At 57.7% G+C, this 16353-nt stretch carries 15 protein-coding genes; 10 read left to right on the top strand and 5 right to left on the bottom strand.

The annotated features are described in order from the left end of the window. Window positions 1–55: 55 nt before the first annotated feature. On the top strand, window positions 56–487 hold the full coding sequence (locus tag AXW79_RS03145) for an SMI1/KNR4 family protein (protein ID WP_005314088.1): 432 nt from the start codon (window positions 56–58) through the stop codon (window positions 485–487). Window positions 488–788: 301 nt separating this feature from the next. Further along, complete coding sequence (locus AXW79_RS03140; RefSeq protein ID WP_005314087.1) at window positions 789–2156, top strand: tetratricopeptide repeat protein; 1368 nt, start codon at window positions 789–791, stop codon at window positions 2154–2156. Window positions 2157–2354: 198 nt separating this feature from the next. On the opposite strand, the gene AXW79_RS22020 is transcribed toward AXW79_RS03140, so the two are convergent. After that, window positions 2355–3208 (bottom strand): IS5-like element ISAs34 family transposase gene (locus AXW79_RS22020; RefSeq protein WP_076612011.1). Its coding sequence is split into 2 segments (ribosomal slippage): window positions 2355–2866 and window positions 2866–3208, totalling 855 coding nucleotides; the frame shifts between segments, so codons are not numbered across the junction. Between the two features lie 494 nt (window positions 3209–3702). On the opposite strand from AXW79_RS22020, the gene AXW79_RS03130 reads away from it, so the two are divergent. From AXW79_RS03130 to AXW79_RS03120, 3 genes are all read left to right on the top strand, one after another. After that, window positions 3703–5046, top strand: a complete 1344-nt coding sequence (locus AXW79_RS03130) for a potassium channel family protein (protein WP_005314084.1) — start codon at window positions 3703–3705, stop codon at window positions 5044–5046. Window positions 5047–5101: 55 nt separating this feature from the next. Beyond that, window positions 5102–5617 (top strand): ClbS/DfsB family four-helix bundle protein, encoded by a 516-nt coding sequence (locus AXW79_RS03125; RefSeq protein ID WP_005314083.1) that lies wholly within the window; start codon window positions 5102–5104, stop codon window positions 5615–5617. A gap of 306 nt (window positions 5618–5923) precedes the next feature. Continuing rightward, window positions 5924–7096: a CD0519/CD1768 family membrane protein gene (locus AXW79_RS03120; protein ID WP_011898301.1), complete on the top strand. Its 1173-nt coding sequence runs from the start codon at window positions 5924–5926 to the stop codon at window positions 7094–7096. Between the two features lie 98 nt (window positions 7097–7194). Here the strand turns inward: AXW79_RS03120 and AXW79_RS03115 are convergent, their stop codons facing one another. Together AXW79_RS03115 and AXW79_RS03110 are read right to left on the bottom strand one after the other, a co-directional pair. Further along, a complete protein-coding gene (locus AXW79_RS03115; protein WP_005314081.1) occupies window positions 7195–7887 on the bottom strand; it encodes a B3/B4 domain-containing protein in 693 nt (230 codons plus the stop codon). 334 nt (window positions 7888–8221) lie between these two features. Further along, on the bottom strand, window positions 8222–9235 hold the full coding sequence (locus tag AXW79_RS03110; RefSeq protein WP_005314079.1) for a chemotaxis protein: 1014 nt from the start codon (window positions 9233–9235) through the stop codon (window positions 8222–8224). 208 nt (window positions 9236–9443) lie between these two features. Between AXW79_RS03110 and AXW79_RS03105 the strand changes: the two genes are divergently transcribed. After that, window positions 9444–10163: an SDR family NAD(P)-dependent oxidoreductase gene (locus AXW79_RS03105; RefSeq protein WP_005314078.1), complete on the top strand. Its 720-nt coding sequence runs from the start codon at window positions 9444–9446 to the stop codon at window positions 10161–10163. Here AXW79_RS03105 and AXW79_RS03100 read toward each other — a convergent pair. Continuing rightward, the gene (locus AXW79_RS03100; RefSeq protein WP_005314076.1) at window positions 10150–12216 is read right to left on the bottom strand and encodes a tRNA(Met) cytidine acetyltransferase TmcA; all 2067 of its coding nucleotides are present in this window, start codon (window positions 12214–12216) and stop codon (window positions 10150–10152) included. The genes AXW79_RS03105 and AXW79_RS03100 overlap by 14 nt on opposite strands. Continuing rightward, window positions 12213–12527 carry an HlyU family transcriptional regulator gene (locus AXW79_RS03095; RefSeq protein WP_005314072.1) on the bottom strand — a complete coding sequence of 105 codons (315 nt, stop codon included), beginning with the start codon at window positions 12525–12527 and terminating at the stop codon, window positions 12213–12215. Before AXW79_RS03095 ends, AXW79_RS03100 begins: the two co-directional genes overlap by 4 nt. A 138-nt stretch (window positions 12528–12665) precedes the next feature. Here AXW79_RS03095 and AXW79_RS03090 point away from each other — a divergent pair, with 138 nt between their 5' ends. From AXW79_RS03090 to AXW79_RS03075, 4 genes are all read left to right on the top strand, one after another. Further along, window positions 12666–12872: a bacterioferritin-associated ferredoxin gene (locus AXW79_RS03090; RefSeq protein WP_005314070.1), complete on the top strand. Its 207-nt coding sequence runs from the start codon at window positions 12666–12668 to the stop codon at window positions 12870–12872. A 145-nt stretch (window positions 12873–13017) separates the two neighbouring features. Continuing rightward, window positions 13018–13497 carry a bacterioferritin gene (gene bfr, locus AXW79_RS03085; protein ID WP_005314068.1) on the top strand — a complete coding sequence of 160 codons (480 nt, stop codon included), beginning with the start codon at window positions 13018–13020 and terminating at the stop codon, window positions 13495–13497. 201 nt (window positions 13498–13698) lie between these two features. Then, window positions 13699–15804: a DUF885 domain-containing protein gene (locus AXW79_RS03080; RefSeq protein ID WP_005314066.1), complete on the top strand. Its 2106-nt coding sequence runs from the start codon at window positions 13699–13701 to the stop codon at window positions 15802–15804. An 88-nt stretch (window positions 15805–15892) separates the two neighbouring features. After that, window positions 15893–16351: a methylglyoxal synthase gene (locus AXW79_RS03075; protein ID WP_005314064.1), complete on the top strand. Its 459-nt coding sequence runs from the start codon at window positions 15893–15895 to the stop codon at window positions 16349–16351. Window positions 16352–16353 lie beyond the last annotated feature (2 nt).

The following is a 16353-nucleotide window of genomic DNA, read 5'->3' as shown; positions in this document are numbered from 1 at the left end:
TTAGGATCAGTTATTTAGATAAGCTAAACGTTCCCTACGATAGGATTAATTTTTTATGACCACTAATTTTTTTAACTTGAATGAAAGGTATAGTTTAGATGCTTATAAGCCTGCATCTACAGTCGATGATATCATTGCACTTCATAATTACTTCTCTGGCATTGATATACCGCAAGAATATATAGATTTTATAACTCAATTAACTGAGGCGGAAATATTAATTCTTGATGAGTCGTATGTACGAATATGGAGTGCGATAGGCTGTATAGAAATGAACTCGGCATACAATATACAAAAATATATTCCCGGCTCTATAGCTATCGGTGATGATGAAGGTGGCAAGGTTGTTTTTTATGCTAACGGTAAGGAGGGCTTTGGGCTTTATAAAGTGGGGTTTGGTGATTTAGATATTAACGCTGCTGAGTGGATATCCCCCTCTTTAGTTAGTTTTCTTATCGATGGAATTGGGGCTGATTTATTTATATAGAATAATGAGTGAAGTTCAATATCATATCTCGAATATTGGGCTAAACCATAGTTTGGCGCTGAACAAAGTGAGGCCCAACGTATGCCGAGGCAACATCCCGCTGCGACCGGATAGGCAACCTGATTGGCGAACGGCGCGGGCGCGAGGCGCAGGGCTATCGGCTTGATGACTGTGGCCGGGTGCTGGAGGTCCTCAAGCCCAGCTTTATGTCCGCCATCCGATTGTGCAGAAGGATGATTAGACATCCCGTAAGTTGGCAGCTCTTAATCCAATATATTTTCACTCTGCGAAGAATTTTCCCATGACACACCGAGCCTTATGGTTGGCGCTAGCAGTCAGCATGCTTGCAGCCTGTACTTCTACAGCGTCACTCACTGACGCCGAGTTATCCCAAGCCGCAAAGCAGGGTGATGGCCGAGCCCAGTATGAGCTGGCTAAACGTCTGGCAAACCAGCCCGATTACCCCAATGCCATGCACTGGATGCAACAGGCTGCTGAGCAGTCAGGGCCCCTAGCTGCCGATCAGCAGATCCGCGCTAACGCCGCATGGCAGGTAGGTGACTGGTATCAGGCCGGGCTCGGTGAGCCCAGAAATCCTGCGCTCGCTACACAGTGGTGGCAGCGCTCGGCACGTCTTGGCAACATCAATGCCAGCTATCGGCTGGGACTGATGTGTCAGGAGCAGCATCGAGGCAAACTTGTTAGTGAATGCCTCGACTGGTTCGAGCAGGCAGCCAAGCGAGATCATGCCGACGCTCAGTTGGTGCTGGCCCAGTGGTACAGCAAACAACCGGGTGCAGATACTGATGCCATCAAGTGGCTCGAGAAGGCGGCAGAACTGGGTAACCGTGATGCCCAGTACCTTCTGGGTGAGCGATATGCGCAAGGCCAAGGGGTCGCCAAACGGCCGGATATTGCCCTGCGCTGGAATGACAAGGCTGCGGCTCAGCAGCAACCTGATGCTTTGCTGTTGCAAGCTAAACAAGCCGCACCTGCCGATGCTTTCAGGGCCTATCAACGAGCAGCCAATGCAGGCTCTGCTGAGGCAGAACTCTGGCTAGGGATGGCGTATCTGGCGGGGGAACAGGTATCTGCCGACCCAGCCTTGGGACGTTACTGGCTGGAGCTGGCAGCCGGACACGGTTCCCACGAAGCCGAGTATCAACTGAGTTTGCAGCAGGTAGACCAGGAGCAGCAGATCCACTGGTTAACTCGGGCTGCTGACGGTGGCGTCACCAAGGCATGGTTTGATCTGGCAGAACTACAGAATGAGCAAGGGGCACTGGAGCAAGCGAGGGCTAGCTATGCGAAGGCTGCCCAACAAGGACACACTGCAGCGCAATACGCTTACGGCGAAATGTTGCGTTTGGGGCAAGGAGGCAAAGAGGATTACGCACAAGCTATCAAGCAGTATCGCTTGGCAGCCCAACAAGGTGACCGCATGGCCCAATACCGGATGGGGACACTACGTGAGGAAGGTCTGGGGGCGCCGCGCAACCGAGTACATGCCTACGCCTGGTTGTCCATGGCCGCCACAGAAGGGATGTCTGAAGCAGTACAGGCCCGTGACGAGCTGGAGGCTGCGATGACCAAACCGGAAGTAAAACAGGCTCAAAAGCTGTCGGAGCACTGGTTCAGTAAGATCTCATCATCGGTCCGAAAAAGCTAAAAAGAAACAGAGGGGAAGGCACCACAGAGTGACCGTTTCCTCCATCAATGTTGGGTGTCGGCACCCGATTGCTCGAACTACTTTAAGGTATCTGTGCAGTTGGTAGAAACGCGCACTATTCACTCTGATTTATTGATGTTTATGATGGGGCTTGGTGGCAAAGAAGTGAGCGCTTTGCCCTTGGTTTAGGCTGTGTTCTCAAAATGCTGGTTTTCTGTCCACCAATAGCTCCCGTAAGTAACGAAGGCAGAAAGCCAGCTTGATAAAAGCAGCAAAACTTCCCGCCAGCTTTTCATATCTCGTTGAGAATCGGCGAAACTTCTTCAGCCATCCGAAGCACCGCTCGACCACATTTCGCCTGCGATAACGAGCTTTGTCTAATACCAGAGGACGTCCCTTATGGTGCCGCTGCTGGTCGCTGCGCTGCGGGATGACTGCTTTTATCCTTCTGCGCCGGAGTTCGGCCCGCAAAGCCCTGCTGCTATAGGCCTTATCTGCGGCAAGATGCGCTGGACGCGTGCGATAACGGCCTGATGAGGTCGGTATCCTTGCCATGGCCAGCGCACTTGTCGCATATCTGATTTCCGCTGATTGCCCCGGTGAAAGGCAGAACCCCAGCGGTAAACCATTACCATCAGTGACCAAGTGAATTTTGCTGCCAAAACCTCCACGCGAGCGACCAAGCGCTTGATTCACAAGAGTGTTTTTTTACGCGCTCCGGCAGCATCTTTGGATGCCCTGACATTGGAGCCGTCAATGCACCACAGGTCGAAGTCGATAAGCCCTGCTTCATTGAGATGTAGTTGCAGCGCTTCAAGGATGGCATCGATGTGACCTGTACTCTGCCAACGTCGAAAGGTGTTGTAGACCGAACTCCATAGGCCGAAACGTTCTGGCAGATCTCGCCAAGGCGCACCGGTGTGGAGTATCCAGAGAATGCCATCGAGCACTTGGCGTGGCTCGCGAGTAGGACGTCCGCTTATGCGGTGGTATGGAAAAAGGGGCTCGATAAGTCCCCATTGTGCATCGGTCAACTGGTAACGACGGGACACTGCATAGGTCTTAAGCTGTTGAGAAGATGTGAGATTATATCTTCATCACTTTAAGAACACAGCCTAGTCTCAGATTGGGCTCATGAGGCTGTTGAGTGTGGCTTCGGTTGAAGTGGGCAATCAGATTGGATGCCTTTGGCTGATTTGAACCGGTACATGGACTGTTAATCCGTATGTCGCTGGTTCAAGTCCAGCAGGAGGAGCCAACACAAAAGCCCAGCAGCAATGCTGGGCTTTTTTTGCCTGTTTGCCACGGCCATTGTCACCTACGCGTTGCGCAATAAGTGTGCACCGGAGGGACAAGCTGTCGCATCCATCCCCTCTTATTCCTTCCCTGTCAGTGACTTGCCTTCTGTTTCTCGCCTAGTATGGTGACGTGCCGGGCGTTTGTCGCACCGCTTTTCCTGTGCCTGACCCGCCGTATCCGCCAGGGCTTTGTGCACCATGACTCTCAATCTGGCGAGGGCGGGACATCTTTGTGATCGAGGTAATGTATGAATGCAACCGAGCTTTGGCAGCTTTCTCCCGAACAGTTCAACGAGTGGCGCCGGGAGAATGACTATCCCTTGATTTGGGATCTGCTGGTGGCCTCGCTACCCTATTTCAGCGACTGGATGGCGGAGCAGAAAATAGAGAAAAGCGTCATCTTCCAGATCGGTATCGCTCGTTTCATCAGCTCGCGATCCGTGCTCAGCCTCTGCGTCTACATGAGCGACGACAAGATAAGGCTGTATGAAACCGCCTCGAGCGCGCTGGAATCGCTGCGCAAGAGCGGCCTCGTCCGCTCGGAAATGCGTTTTGAACCCTATTGCATGTGGCTGGCCGGCAAGCATGGCAAAGATGAGGTGAAGCGGGTGCAGAGCCTGCTCTCCGTCTCCGAGAACAACAAGGGGGAAGCACAGGTGCTGGGCAAGCATCGCCTGCTCAACATCGGCGGCGTCGAGCTGAAGAGCCCCATCATCTCCGGTCGGCTGCTCGATTTCACCTGCCTCGACGAGCTCTCGCTGGATGGTGCCGTCAATAACTCCAAGGTCTATCTGTGGCACTGCTCGGCCAAGGGCGTACGGGTCAATGGCGGTGTGATCGGACTCGATCTGTTCGATTCCCTGCTGTGGGATCACAGGGCCTGGGCCAAGAAGCGGGAGCTGGCGCTGGAGGACGGGGTATTTCAGGACTTCACCATAGAGTGCGAGGAGATCCGTTTTCACTCCTCCCGGGCTGTGCTGAAAAACTTCAACGTACGTGCCAAGAACTTCGACGCCACCATGGAGCATACCAATCTGGACAAGGTGCAGGTGGCCTATAACGAGAACGGCCGGATCGATCACAGCGAGGCCAGCAAGTTGTACCGCAACGCCAAGCGGCTCTTCTCCAGCGTGGGGGATACCGTCGATGCCGGTGAGTGCTATTACCATGAGAAGCTGCATGAGATGAAGTCCCTGGCAAGCCCGAGGGAGCTGTTCAAGGAACGCTGGCTGCGCAGCGGCCCGCTGAGAAAAGGGTGGCTCTCCCTGCTTTGTTATTTGAAGTGCGGTTCCAAGTTTGTCAGCTTCATTACCTGGGGCTTTGGCGAGCGGCCCATAAGAAGCCTGCTGATGTCGATGGTGGTCATATTGCTGGCGACCCTGACCTATTTTCTGGCGCCCGCCTCTGTCACCTATCACCACCTGGGGCGCTCGCTCTACTTCAGCATTGTGACCTTCGTGACCCTGGGTTACGGCGACATTTCGCAGACTTCTTCCCCGCTGCAGCTGCTGTCGGCCATCGAAGCCTTCAGCGGCATGTTTCTGACCGGCCTGTTCCTCGCGGGATTTGCGTCGAAAACCAAGCAGTATTGATGACGGTGCCGACCGCCATGCCCCGACCGGGTGGCAGGCATGAAGGAGGAAGGTAATGGGGATCCCCAGCAACAAGGCCGAGCTGCTGCTTGCCATCGACACGAATTTTGGCAAGCTGCTCAAGGCCTTGCAGGCGGTACCCGAGAGCCTGGTGCAGGAGCGGGTGATGGAGGGGCACAGCAAGAGCACCTCCATGAGCGTGGCCAATCTGGTGGCCTACCTCATCGGCTGGAATGAGCTGGCGATCAAGTGGATAGAGCGGGATACGGCGGGCTTGCCGGTAGATTTTCCCGAGACGGGCTTTAAGTGGAACGAGCTGGGCAGGCTGGCCCAAAAGTTCTATCGGGATTATGAGGGGCTGGCCTATCCGGCACTGCTGACCCGGCTGATGGCGGCCAAGGCCCGCATCGTCGAGCTGATCGTGACGCGCAGTGACGATGAGCTGTATGGTCGCCCCTGGTATGAGCAGTGGACCCTGGGGCGGATGATCCAGTTCAATACCGCTTCTCCCTACCACAATGCCAACGGGCGATTGCGCAAGTGGTTGAAGGGGAACTGCATTCGGGTATGAATGTTCCCGGTGTTGCAGATGGTGATGCTGGCTGAGGAGGCCTGTATTCTTTCGCTGACTTGCCCCGGTTGTTATACTCCCGCCCCTCAATTTTCCCGGGTGCCGGGTTTATCGTCCCCCTGGCGTGAGGCGGTTTGCCGTGCTGCCTTGTCTGGCAAGCGGGTGTTTCCTCCTGAGTTCAGTCGCCAGTTCGGCGGGCTGTTCATCCGGATATCACCGTAGCCCTTGTTGCGAGACGAGGGCTACGGCGTCATGAGTTCAATAATAAAAACAACGATTCACACAGAGACAGTCATCAGGATTGGTATGGAAAATCAAGCAGTTAAAGATTCACATGTAGTGCAAACCTCCCTTCGCCGCTGGCTGGAGCCGGTACTGGTACTGGCCATTCTGGGCAGCCTGTTCGGTTACCTCGGCAGCCTGATGGGGCTCTCCGCCCTGGTCAACACCCTGTTCAATACGGCCCATCAGCTGCTGCTCAATACTGTGCTCTTCATCATGGGGATTACAGTGCTATCCGGGGCGCTGAGTCAGCTACTCAGTGAGTTCGGGGTGATCCGCCTGCTGGAGGTGCTGCTGGCGCCACTGATGAAGCCCATCTTCCGTCTGCCGGGCCGTACCGCCCTGGCGGCTCTGATGACGTTCTTTTCCGACAACCCGGCGGTGATCAGCCTCGCCAAAGACAGTCGCTTTCGCAAGGGCTTCACCCCCTGGCAACTGGTGTCTCTGACCAACTTCGGGACGGCTTTTGGCATGGGGCTGATCGTGGTGACCTTCATGGCCACCCTGCAACTGCCAAGCGGTGAATCCACTGCCAGTGCGGCTTTGATAGGTCTGCTCGGCGCCCTCATCGGCTCAGTGGTCTCGACCCGGCTGATGCAGCGCATGATCAGGCCGCTGGTGGGGGAGACCCTGATTGATGACGAAGTGGTGAGCGTGGGCGCCAAGCCCGGGCTGAGTCAGGAAGCTGCTCCCACTTGGCTCCGGGTGCTCAATGCCCTGCTCGATGGTGGCAAGTCCGGGGTGGAGCTCGGCATGGCGGTGATCCCGGGTGTGCTCATCATCAGTACCTTCGTCATGTTGCTGACCTTTGGTCCTGGCGACAAGGGCTATACCGGTGAGGCCTTCCAGGGGGTGGCACTGCTGCCCGTGCTGGCGGCCAAGGTGGGCTGGTTGTTCGAGATGCTGTTCGGTTTTACCCATGCCGAGCTGGTGGCCTTCCCCGTAACTTCGCTGGGAGCGGTCGGGGCCGCGATGTCGCTGGTGCCTCCTTTCATCGGCAAGGGTTGGATCACCGGCAACGAGGTGGCGGTATTCACCGCCATGGGCATGTGCTGGAGCGGCTTTCTGAGTACTCACACCGCTATGCTGGATGCGCTCGGTTATCGCCATCTCACCTCCCGCGCCATAGTGGCTCATACCATCGGCGGTCTCTGCGCCGGTGTGGCGGCCCATCAGCTCTACCTGCTGCTGGGCTGAGTCGGGTTCAGATGACATAAAGAGGCTCTTCGGAGCCTCTTTGCATTTCTCGTTGCGATCACGCGGACAGCATCGAGATGGCCAGCCCGGCATTGTAGTCACTCGACATGGCCAATGACGGTTTGTTCTATTACGGCTCCGGGCATCATCTGTTGTATGCCTTCAATCAGCTTGTTCCCGGCTGCTTGCAAAGCTTCCAGGGGCATTTCGGGCAAGCTCTCCAGAATGAACCACATCATGCTCGACTCCACACTGAGCCTGGTCCTGACCCCCTGTCTCCAGTTCCAGCGTCGGCACGTCACCCCCTTGTCATCCCGCCATACCACTTCGCCGGGTTCTGGAGATTCATGAGCCACTTCGCCGCCCTTCATTGTGTCGAATAGCTCGCTGCCATCGGCAACTACCAACCTTGGCATCCCTTCATAGGTAGTCAGGTTTTCGCCCCCTACCGGTATGGCGTACTCAATGCTGATGGCGTTATAGAGGTCAACGACAGGATCGATACTCGGCAGGCTGCCATCACGGGCTACCCGTTTTCTCAGGGCTTCGGCAGAGCAGGGAGTGCGCTGTGGTTTGGCGCCAAACTTTCTAAAGAGGTCCGCCCAGGCAGAGAGGTGTGCATCGGCCCAGGGTGCATCTTCTCTGGCCATGGCAAGGGAGGCTTGTTCCAGAGCCCGCGTCCCCACAGCGGGGTCTGCAATGGCAGCCGCCTGGACAGTGATACTCAAGGCCCGGAATCCGGGAGCCATATCGGTCACTTCAGGGGTGATTAACGGCTTGAACAACGGCATAGCGACTCCAGGGAATTCATTGATAGAGACGACATTTGATGTCTCGATGGCGCATGGCATCAGCCACATCAAACTCAATTTGAGAGCCATCTTGCTTGGGCGATGGCAATAAGAAAATTTACAAAATCTTAAGGCCAATAAGGATTTGGAATGACAAGCAGCCCGTCAGTGAACGATTGGTATGGGATCTCGATCCAGAAGGAAGCTCTGTCTTTTCGTTGTTCTCTCGCGAAATGGGATGAGCCGCTCAGGGGCGCTATCTCTGGTGCTGCTGAACAACATCAACAACAAGGGCGCCGAGGCGCCCGCTTGCTTGAGGGTCAGACTGACGACATTACAGATTGCCCGGTTTGGGAATGGGGATGCCGAGCAGCAAGTTATCCATCATGCCGACCATGCGGCCCAGCTCGGGTTTGGTGATGGTGTCATTGGCCCCCAGCTGCAATGCCTTCTGGCGGTTGTCATCACTCATCAGCGACGAGAACATTATGATGGGGGTGGTCTTGAAGGCGGGGGTGTCCCGCAGCCGTTTGAGCAGGTGCATGCCATCCATTCGGGGCATTTCGACGTCTGTGATGATGCCGCTGACAAACTCGGACACTGGTATCTTCTCCTCCTGTGACAGGCGGTCAAACTCCGTCAGCATCTCCAGTCCTTCTCCCCCGTCCTTGGCCGTCACCACGTTGTAGCCAGCGGTGCGCAACGTTGTTTCTATCATCTTGCGGATGAAGGCCGAGTCGTCGACCACCAGAATGCTCTTGGCCTGGCGCAGTGCCATCATGCGATCGTCGATGATGACCTTGCGATCCTGGGTCACATCGTATTTCTCCATGCTGAGCTCTGGGTTGATGTCGGCGATGATCTTCTCGAAGTCGAGGATCATGATGAGGTTGCCATCGCGTCTGACCACGGCAACCACGCAGTCATTCTCGCCCGCTTCCAGAAACTGACTGGGGGATTCCACATCCTCCCAGGAGACTCTATGGATCCTGCTGACGCTGTCGATGAGAAAACCGTTCGCCATCTTGTTGAAGTCGGTGACGATAACCACTTTGTTGCTGTTGTCCGGGTTGGTGCGGATCCCGAGCCAGCCCGCCAGATCCACCAGGGGGATCAGCCGTTCACGCAGCGAGAAGACCCCGACCATGTGGCGCTGGGCATTGGGGTAGTCGGTAGTTTCCGGTACCCGGATCACCTCGCGCACCTTGGCGACGTTGATACCGTAATAGGCAATCTTCTCCCTGCCATCGGGCAGATGCTTCTTGAGATGAAACTCGATGATTTCGAGCTCGTTGGTCCCGCTCTCGGTCAGGATGGATTTACGCTCTTCCCCGTTTTTGGACATCATGGCGACTCTCGTGCTTCTGGTTGCGCTGGCAGCACCGGCTGCGGTTTTCCCTCAGTATAGGAATGGATCCGTCCACACCGGAGAGATCCACACAACATAACCCTCATAACTGCTTGATCCCGCAAGTAGGAAGGCACGTAACAGCTTAACAGGGAAACAAAGATGCGATGGAGAAGACCATCACACTCACCACAAACAGGAGCGGAGCATGGCAGAGGCTGTGGTTGTGATAGGGGCAGGGGGCGGAATCGGGCAGGCACTGGTGGCGCACTGGCTGGCGGCAGGAGCCAACCCAGTCATTGCGGTCAGCCGACAGCAAGCTCCCGTCGGGTTTGATGATCCCCGCTTGCATTGGCTGCCCTGCGATTACAGCGACCAGCAGATGAGCCACTGCGTCAGCCATATTGCCGGACTGGCACCTGGTTTGCGCCATCTGGTGATCTGTAATGGCGTCTTGCATCAGGGGGAGATCAAGCCAGAAAAACGGTTGGAAGCGCTCAATGTCGAGGCCATGACCCGCCTCTACCAGACCAATGCCTTGCTGCCGCTGCGCTGGATCAACCAGTTGCTCTCGCTGTTTGGCACCTCACCCTGCACCCTGGCTGTACTCAGTGCTCGAGTCGGCAGCATTGGCGACAACCGCGCTGGTGGTTGGTATGGCTATCGTGCTGCCAAGGCCGCTCTCAATATGTTGCTCAAGTGCGCGTCCATCGAGCTCGCCCGGCGTGCCCCGGGCGTCAAGCTGCTTGCGTTTCATCCGGGCACTGTGGATACCCAGCTCTCGCGCCCGTTTCACGCCAATGTGCCGGCCGGCAGCTTGCAGACGCCAGAGCAGGTCGCTCATCATCTGGTGAGTTTGATGGATCGGCTGATGCCTGACGGCGAACTCAGCTATCTCGACTGGCAGGGCAAGACTATCGAGTGGTAGGGGCATCCAGCAGGCGAGCCAGCAGGGCTCGCAGCGCCTTGATGATGGCTGGCTTGCCCGCCAGTTGCAGCCTGGCAGCCAGTCGACTCCAGTCCGCATATTGCCAGATGGTGGCGATCAGCAGCTGGCATTCGCTTGGCGTCAGGGAGGCCAGTCGCGGCAGATTGCCTGTCAGCCAGCGCTGTAGAGTGGATTGGCACAGCTCGAACGGCTTATGGTGATGGGCGAAGCAATCAAGCTCATCCTGTTCAAACTCATCCAGCTCAGGCACGGCCAGCTCTTGTCCCTTCACACATTGCCACACCAGTTCGGGATCCAGCTCTTTCAACTCCCCGGCCAGCAGGGTAGGTAGCTGTTGTACGAAGCGCTGGCGCCACAGGTCCAGCTCGGCTTGCCACTCGGGTTTTAACGCCTTGAGCAGCAGGGCGGCATGGTTGCCGCTGGCGGCATCCCGCTGCAAACCGATGCGCAATGTCACCAGCCCGGCCTTGCGCCAGAAGGGCAACAAGTCGGCGCTGGCCGAGAAAGCGGAGCCGAGATAGTCGAGCCCTTCCTCCCGGTAGTAGTCCTCCAGCTGGCCGAGCAGTCGTGAGCCGAGCCCGTGGCGATGCAGCGTCGGGTGGATGGCGATGCGCATCACCCGGGCGTAGCTGCGTCCCCCGGCTGTTTTGAAACCGGCGTGGGCAAGCAGGGACTGGGGCAGCAGATGGCCGCGCGGGCGTCGTCGGCCCGCCCAGATAGCCTCGGCGAGTTCGGGGGCGATATTGCCCTCCCGCGCTACCAGCGCGACCCCCAGCAGGCTCTGCGCCTGTTCCAGCAGGTGGATGTCGAGATCCGGACTCTCCAGCAGAGATCTCAGGTCGCTCGGCGTGGTCTGGTAGTGGGCCAGCACCAGCAGGCCGAATACTTGATTCAGCAGTGCCTCATCGGCGGCCAGCGTCCCTTGCCCGATCAGCCGCCAGCTCGGGTTGGTCGGCGGTTGGGGAGCATCTACCTCGGTATTGAGGCCAAGGAGGCGAAACACCAGCGGTTCCAGCGGGTCGCGAGTGCTCCAGCGGATGGGCTCGGCCAGGTGGATCTCCTGCCAATCCGGCGTCTGGCGGTCAAGCACTCGCTTGAAACGCAGGTGAAAGCCGCGTCCCGTCCCCTCGTAACCGTGCTCGGTGGTGGCGAAGACGATGCGACTGTGGCGGGCCAGCATGGCCTCCAGCAGCGGCGTTGGGATGGCGGCGGCTTCATCCACCAGCAACAGATCGGGTTGCAGCGCCTCATGTACCAGTCGATCCGGTGAACAGAACTCGAGGCCCACAAGCTGCTCTTGGGTGGTATCGAGCGCCCGGGCTGCGTGGGCGAACAGGGTGGCGACAGTGGCCTGAGAGGGTGCCGTCACCACTATCTTCAGGTCGGGTTGCTGGCGCAGCAGCCCAGCGGCGGCGAGGCCCAGCAGGCTGCTCTTGCCACGTCCCCGATCGGCGCTCAGCACCAGGGGACGGCGGCGATGGCCGTGCAGCACCCTTTGGATGGCGGGCAGAGCAAGAGCCTGATCGTCACTCAATGGCCGTTCGGCACCTATCGGTTGCCAAGGCTGTGGGCTGGTGGGCGGTAGCAGGGAGAGTGCAGGATCGCCTGTCAGCAGCCGCACCAGCCGGGCGATAAAGCCGTGACCCGCCCGGCTTGCCTCCTCCGGCTGTGCCACCAATCTGATCCGATCGGGATCCGGCCATGCTGGCCACAGCTCTCTGGGTGGCGTCAGCAGCAGCAGCAGGCCGCCCGCCCGCAGTGTGCCCGCCAGGGCGCCGAAGGCGTCGGGATGAAAGCCGCTGAAAGCGTTGAACACCAGCGTGTCGCACTCCTGACCCAGCCGTTGCAGCGCCTTGGCGGCGGGAACGGGCCCATGGCAGGCCGGACCTTCTCCTAGCCAATAGATGACGCCGCCCAGCAGCGCTTCGGCACGGACGATGCAATCAGCCTCATCCCCTTCCAGCCAGATCAGTCGCCGCTCGCCAGCATGGGCGAGGGTCTGGCGCAGGGCTTTCACCTCGGCAGGGCTCATGAGGCTGAACTGTCGCCCGCTTTGACGCGAGGTTCAAACATGCGATCCCCTGTCTGGTCGATAAAGGTATGGGCTTTTTGCACCATGAAACGTTCAGCATCGGCAGGGTTGGCAAACAGATCGGATCGGATAAATCGATGGGTTTGCAGCACACCATCCAGCTCCTTGGTGATGCGGCCCGCCAACCGGTACTGGCCCCCTTCCGCCATGGGCTCTGGATAGATGAGATAACCGGCGTATTCGGTGGGAGTGACGTCGACGACTTGGGCTGGTTGGCCCCCGAACAGCGCTGTGAACAGTTTCTTGAGCATGATGTTTTCCTCTGTGACGGAGGCATTGTCCCCAAGGGGCTGATGGCTGGCAAGCGGGGGATCTTATTCCTAATTGTTATTTGCACTACGAACCATTCTCATTTAGATTTCATGGCATTCCAGCATGAGGTAAACACAATGTACGTCTGTTTGTGCCGTGGCATCACAGATACCCAGATCCGCAAGGCGGTACAGGCAGGCAAGAGCGAGTTTCGTCAACTCAAACAGTCGCTGGAGGTAGGTGCCCAGTGTGGCAAGTGTGTGCGCATGACCATGGAGATCATCGCCGCCGAACTCGACAAGGCAGAGCTGGAAACGGCCCCGCTCTACTACGAAGTGGCCTGACCAAGACCAGGCGTTTTCCAACCCGACCCGGCAGTAGGGTCACCCTTCCTTTCAGGCGAGCTGGCTCGCCAGACCTTTTGTTGTCACTTTTCTGGACTAAGCTCTAACGATCGAAGCCTCAGGCACGAACCAAGGAGCAGAGTCGATGAAAGGAGATCCCAAGATCATTGCCCACCTCAACAAGGTGCTGGCCAATGAGCTGATTGCCATCAACCAATACTTCCTGCATGCCCGCATCTACGATGACTGGGGCCTCAAGGCGCTCGGGCACAAGGAGTATCACGAGTCTATCGATGAAATGAAGCACGCCGACGAGCTGGTCAAACGGGTGTTGTTTCTGGAAGGGCTGCCCAACTTGCAGGACTTGGGCAAGCTGCGCATCGGTGAGACGGTGGAGGAGATGTTGCGCTGTGATTTGTCGCTGGAGATGGACGCCATCCCCGACCTGAAAGTGGCCATCGCCTATGCCGAGTCGGTGCAGGACTATATCAGCCGTGACCTGTTCCAGGACATTCTGGAAGATGAAGAGGAGCACGTGGACTGGCTGGAGACCCAGCTAGATCTCATCGATCGCATCGGGCTGGAGAACTATCAGCAGTCACAGCTGCATCACGGCTCATCCTGAATAGTTATGGCATGAAAAGCTGACTTAAAAACCCGCCAAGGCGGGTTTTTTCATATCCATTGCATAGCTTTTCATCCGGTTTATCCATATGAAAAATAAGCTTATTTTTGTTAGTCAGGTCGCAAAAATATGTTGAGCAGATGTGCACTATTGGAACCCCTATCGGGGGCACACAATAACAACAGGTTAAAGGACTACACCATGCACTTCTTGCCCAACAAGCTTGCGCTGGCTTGCGCCATCGCACTCTCTCTCGCTGCCTGCAATGACAACAGCTCCAACGCGCCGGCGGATCCCGCCGCTACCAAGGCATCCCTGATGCAAATCATGGACGAGGCTCAGCGTGCGAGTCAGGCTCTGGACCCTTACGGATTTGCCATTGATGCGCCAAGGATCGCCCAGCGCAAGGCGCTTGACGGTTCGCTGCTCACCCGGCTGGATGCCATGGATCCGAGCGTGTTGAGCGAGCGGGACCGACTGTTTTACGACATGATCCGCTGGGATTTGCAGATCAACCTGGCGGGCTACGAGCTGCCTCAATCCCAGATCCCGATCCATCACTTCCGCAATCGGGTGGTGGATCTGGCCGATGAGGTCGGGGCTGCGCCCGCCAGCAGCAAGGCCGCCCGCACAATCAGCAGCGGCTTCGATTACTTCGAGCAGAGCTCGGCCGAGCGAGTCGCGCCGGGAGATGCAGCCTGGCGGCGTGATCTGGACCGTACACCTGCGGGGACGGTTGTAGCCACGCGGGCGAAGGCGGTGACGGCACCGCTGGCCTGGTATCAGGAACACCTCACCTGGCTCAAGGCCTACGACGCCTATCTGGCCGAAGTGAAGCATCAGTTCGAGCTTGGCAGCGCCCAGGGCAACACTTTGCCGAATGAGCTGGTGGACAGGCTGCTGGCCCAGCTCGACAGCAAGCTGGACGGTGAAGCCATCTCCGGTGCCTACCTCGGCTGGCAACAGCTGCCAGGGGAGGCCGACGAGGCACTGCGCACCGATTACAAGGCGGTGCTGGACAGCATCAACGGCCGCTATCTGGCGCTGCGGGACTATCTGGATTATCAGCATGGCGGCGCTTATGCAGTGCGTCTTGGCAGCGGTGAGTGTGACGATGGCTTCTGCGGGATGACCAATGGCCGTGACTGGTATCGCTGGTTGCTGAAGAAGCACACCACCACCGAGATGACGCCGGAGCAGGTGCATGCGCTGGGGCTGAGCGAGGTGGAGCGGATCTTCGGCGCCATGGTCAAGGTGTGTCATACCGTCGGCAAGTGCGACAGCGAGGAGGTGGCCCAGAGCAAGCAAAGCGGCCAGATCTATGACTTCTTCCGTTATCTCAACGAGCCTGCCTTCTTCTACCAGAATCCGCTGGCTGTCTGGTCTGCCGGTTTGAATCCGAGCAATGCGGCAGGGGCGGCGCTGAGTGAGCCACAACAGCAGGCGCTGGCCGAACATGAGCGGGCACTGCGGGAGTACAACGCCTTCAAGAGCAAGGCAGCGCTGGTGTTGCCGGATTTCTTCGATGCCGAGCGCACCATCCCCAAACTGGATTACGAGGTGGTGCCCGTTTCCTATGAGGATGCGCCCTATGGCGGCGTTGCCTGGTATCAGGACGGCAACCCGCAGACCGGGCGCAAGGGGCAGTTCTTCCTCAATACCTACTATCCCTATGGTTTGCAGAGCTGGAACATCAGCACCCTGCTGGCCCATGAGGCGGCGCCTGGCCACCACTTCCAGATCACCATAGCCCAGGAGCTGGCGGCCAAGGATCCCGACTTCCCGCAGTATGTGGCGAACGCTTCCTATACCGCCTATGCGGAGGGCTGGGCACTCTACACCGAATACCTGGCGGATCACGACATGGGGCTCTATCAGGGGCACGGTCTCTACGATCCGGCCGTGGGGGATGTGAAGGTCGAGGGCTCGTCTGCGTTCAACAACCAGCTGCAGTATTTCGGGCGCCTCAACGAGGAGATGCTCAGGGCCATGCGGCTGGTGGTGGATACCGGCATTCACTGGTATGGCTGGAGCCACGACAAGGCCGTCAATTACATGCAGGAGAATTCGGCGTTGGGGGCGGGAGACATAGGATCAGAGGTGCCGCGCTACATGGCCTATACCGGTCAGGCCACGTCTTACAAGGCGGGTCAGCTGGCGCTGATCCGGATGCGGGAGTCCGCCGAGCAGGACCTTGGCAGCCAGTTTGACCTCAAGGCCTTCCACCACCATGTACTGGAATACGGCATGTTGCCCATCTCTGTGCTTGAGCAGAAGAACCGGCAGTGGATTGAACAGTCGAAGTGATCACAGTTACGGCGCCCGGCAAGGCAGCGGGCGCCGCTTTCGATTAGGATACGGCTCTATTTCCATCACAATGCTACGGATGATTTACATGGAACTGATTGCACGTGAGATGGCCCCCCACAAGCGGGTGGCGCTGGTGGCTCACGACAACATGAAGACCCCTTTGCTGAACTGGGTGATGCGCCGCAAGGAGGAGCTCAAGCTCCACCATCTCTATGCGACCGGCACCACGGGCACCATGCTCGGCAAGCAGGCGCAACTGCTCATTACCTGCCTCTTCTCCGGCCCCATGGGCGGTGACCAGCAGCTCGGGGCCCTGATTGCCGAAGGCAAGATAGACGTGCTGATCTTCTTCTGGGATCCCCTCAATGCGGTGCCCCACGATCCGGACGTGAAAGCGCTGTTGCGCCTCGCTGCGGTATGGAACATTCCAGTTGCCACCAACGAGGCGACCGCAGATTTCATCATGGACTGCCCCCATATGCGGCAGGCATTCAGCGTACAGATCCCGGATTATGCTGGTTACTTGAAAGCCAGGACCGAATAAAA

This window comes from Aeromonas salmonicida subsp. salmonicida, assembly GCF_001643305.1.
Taxonomy (GTDB): domain Bacteria; phylum Pseudomonadota; class Gammaproteobacteria; order Enterobacterales; family Aeromonadaceae; genus Aeromonas; species Aeromonas salmonicida.
The sequence above is the reverse complement of the archived record's forward strand: the minus strand, read 5'-3'. Positions and strand labels throughout refer to the sequence as shown.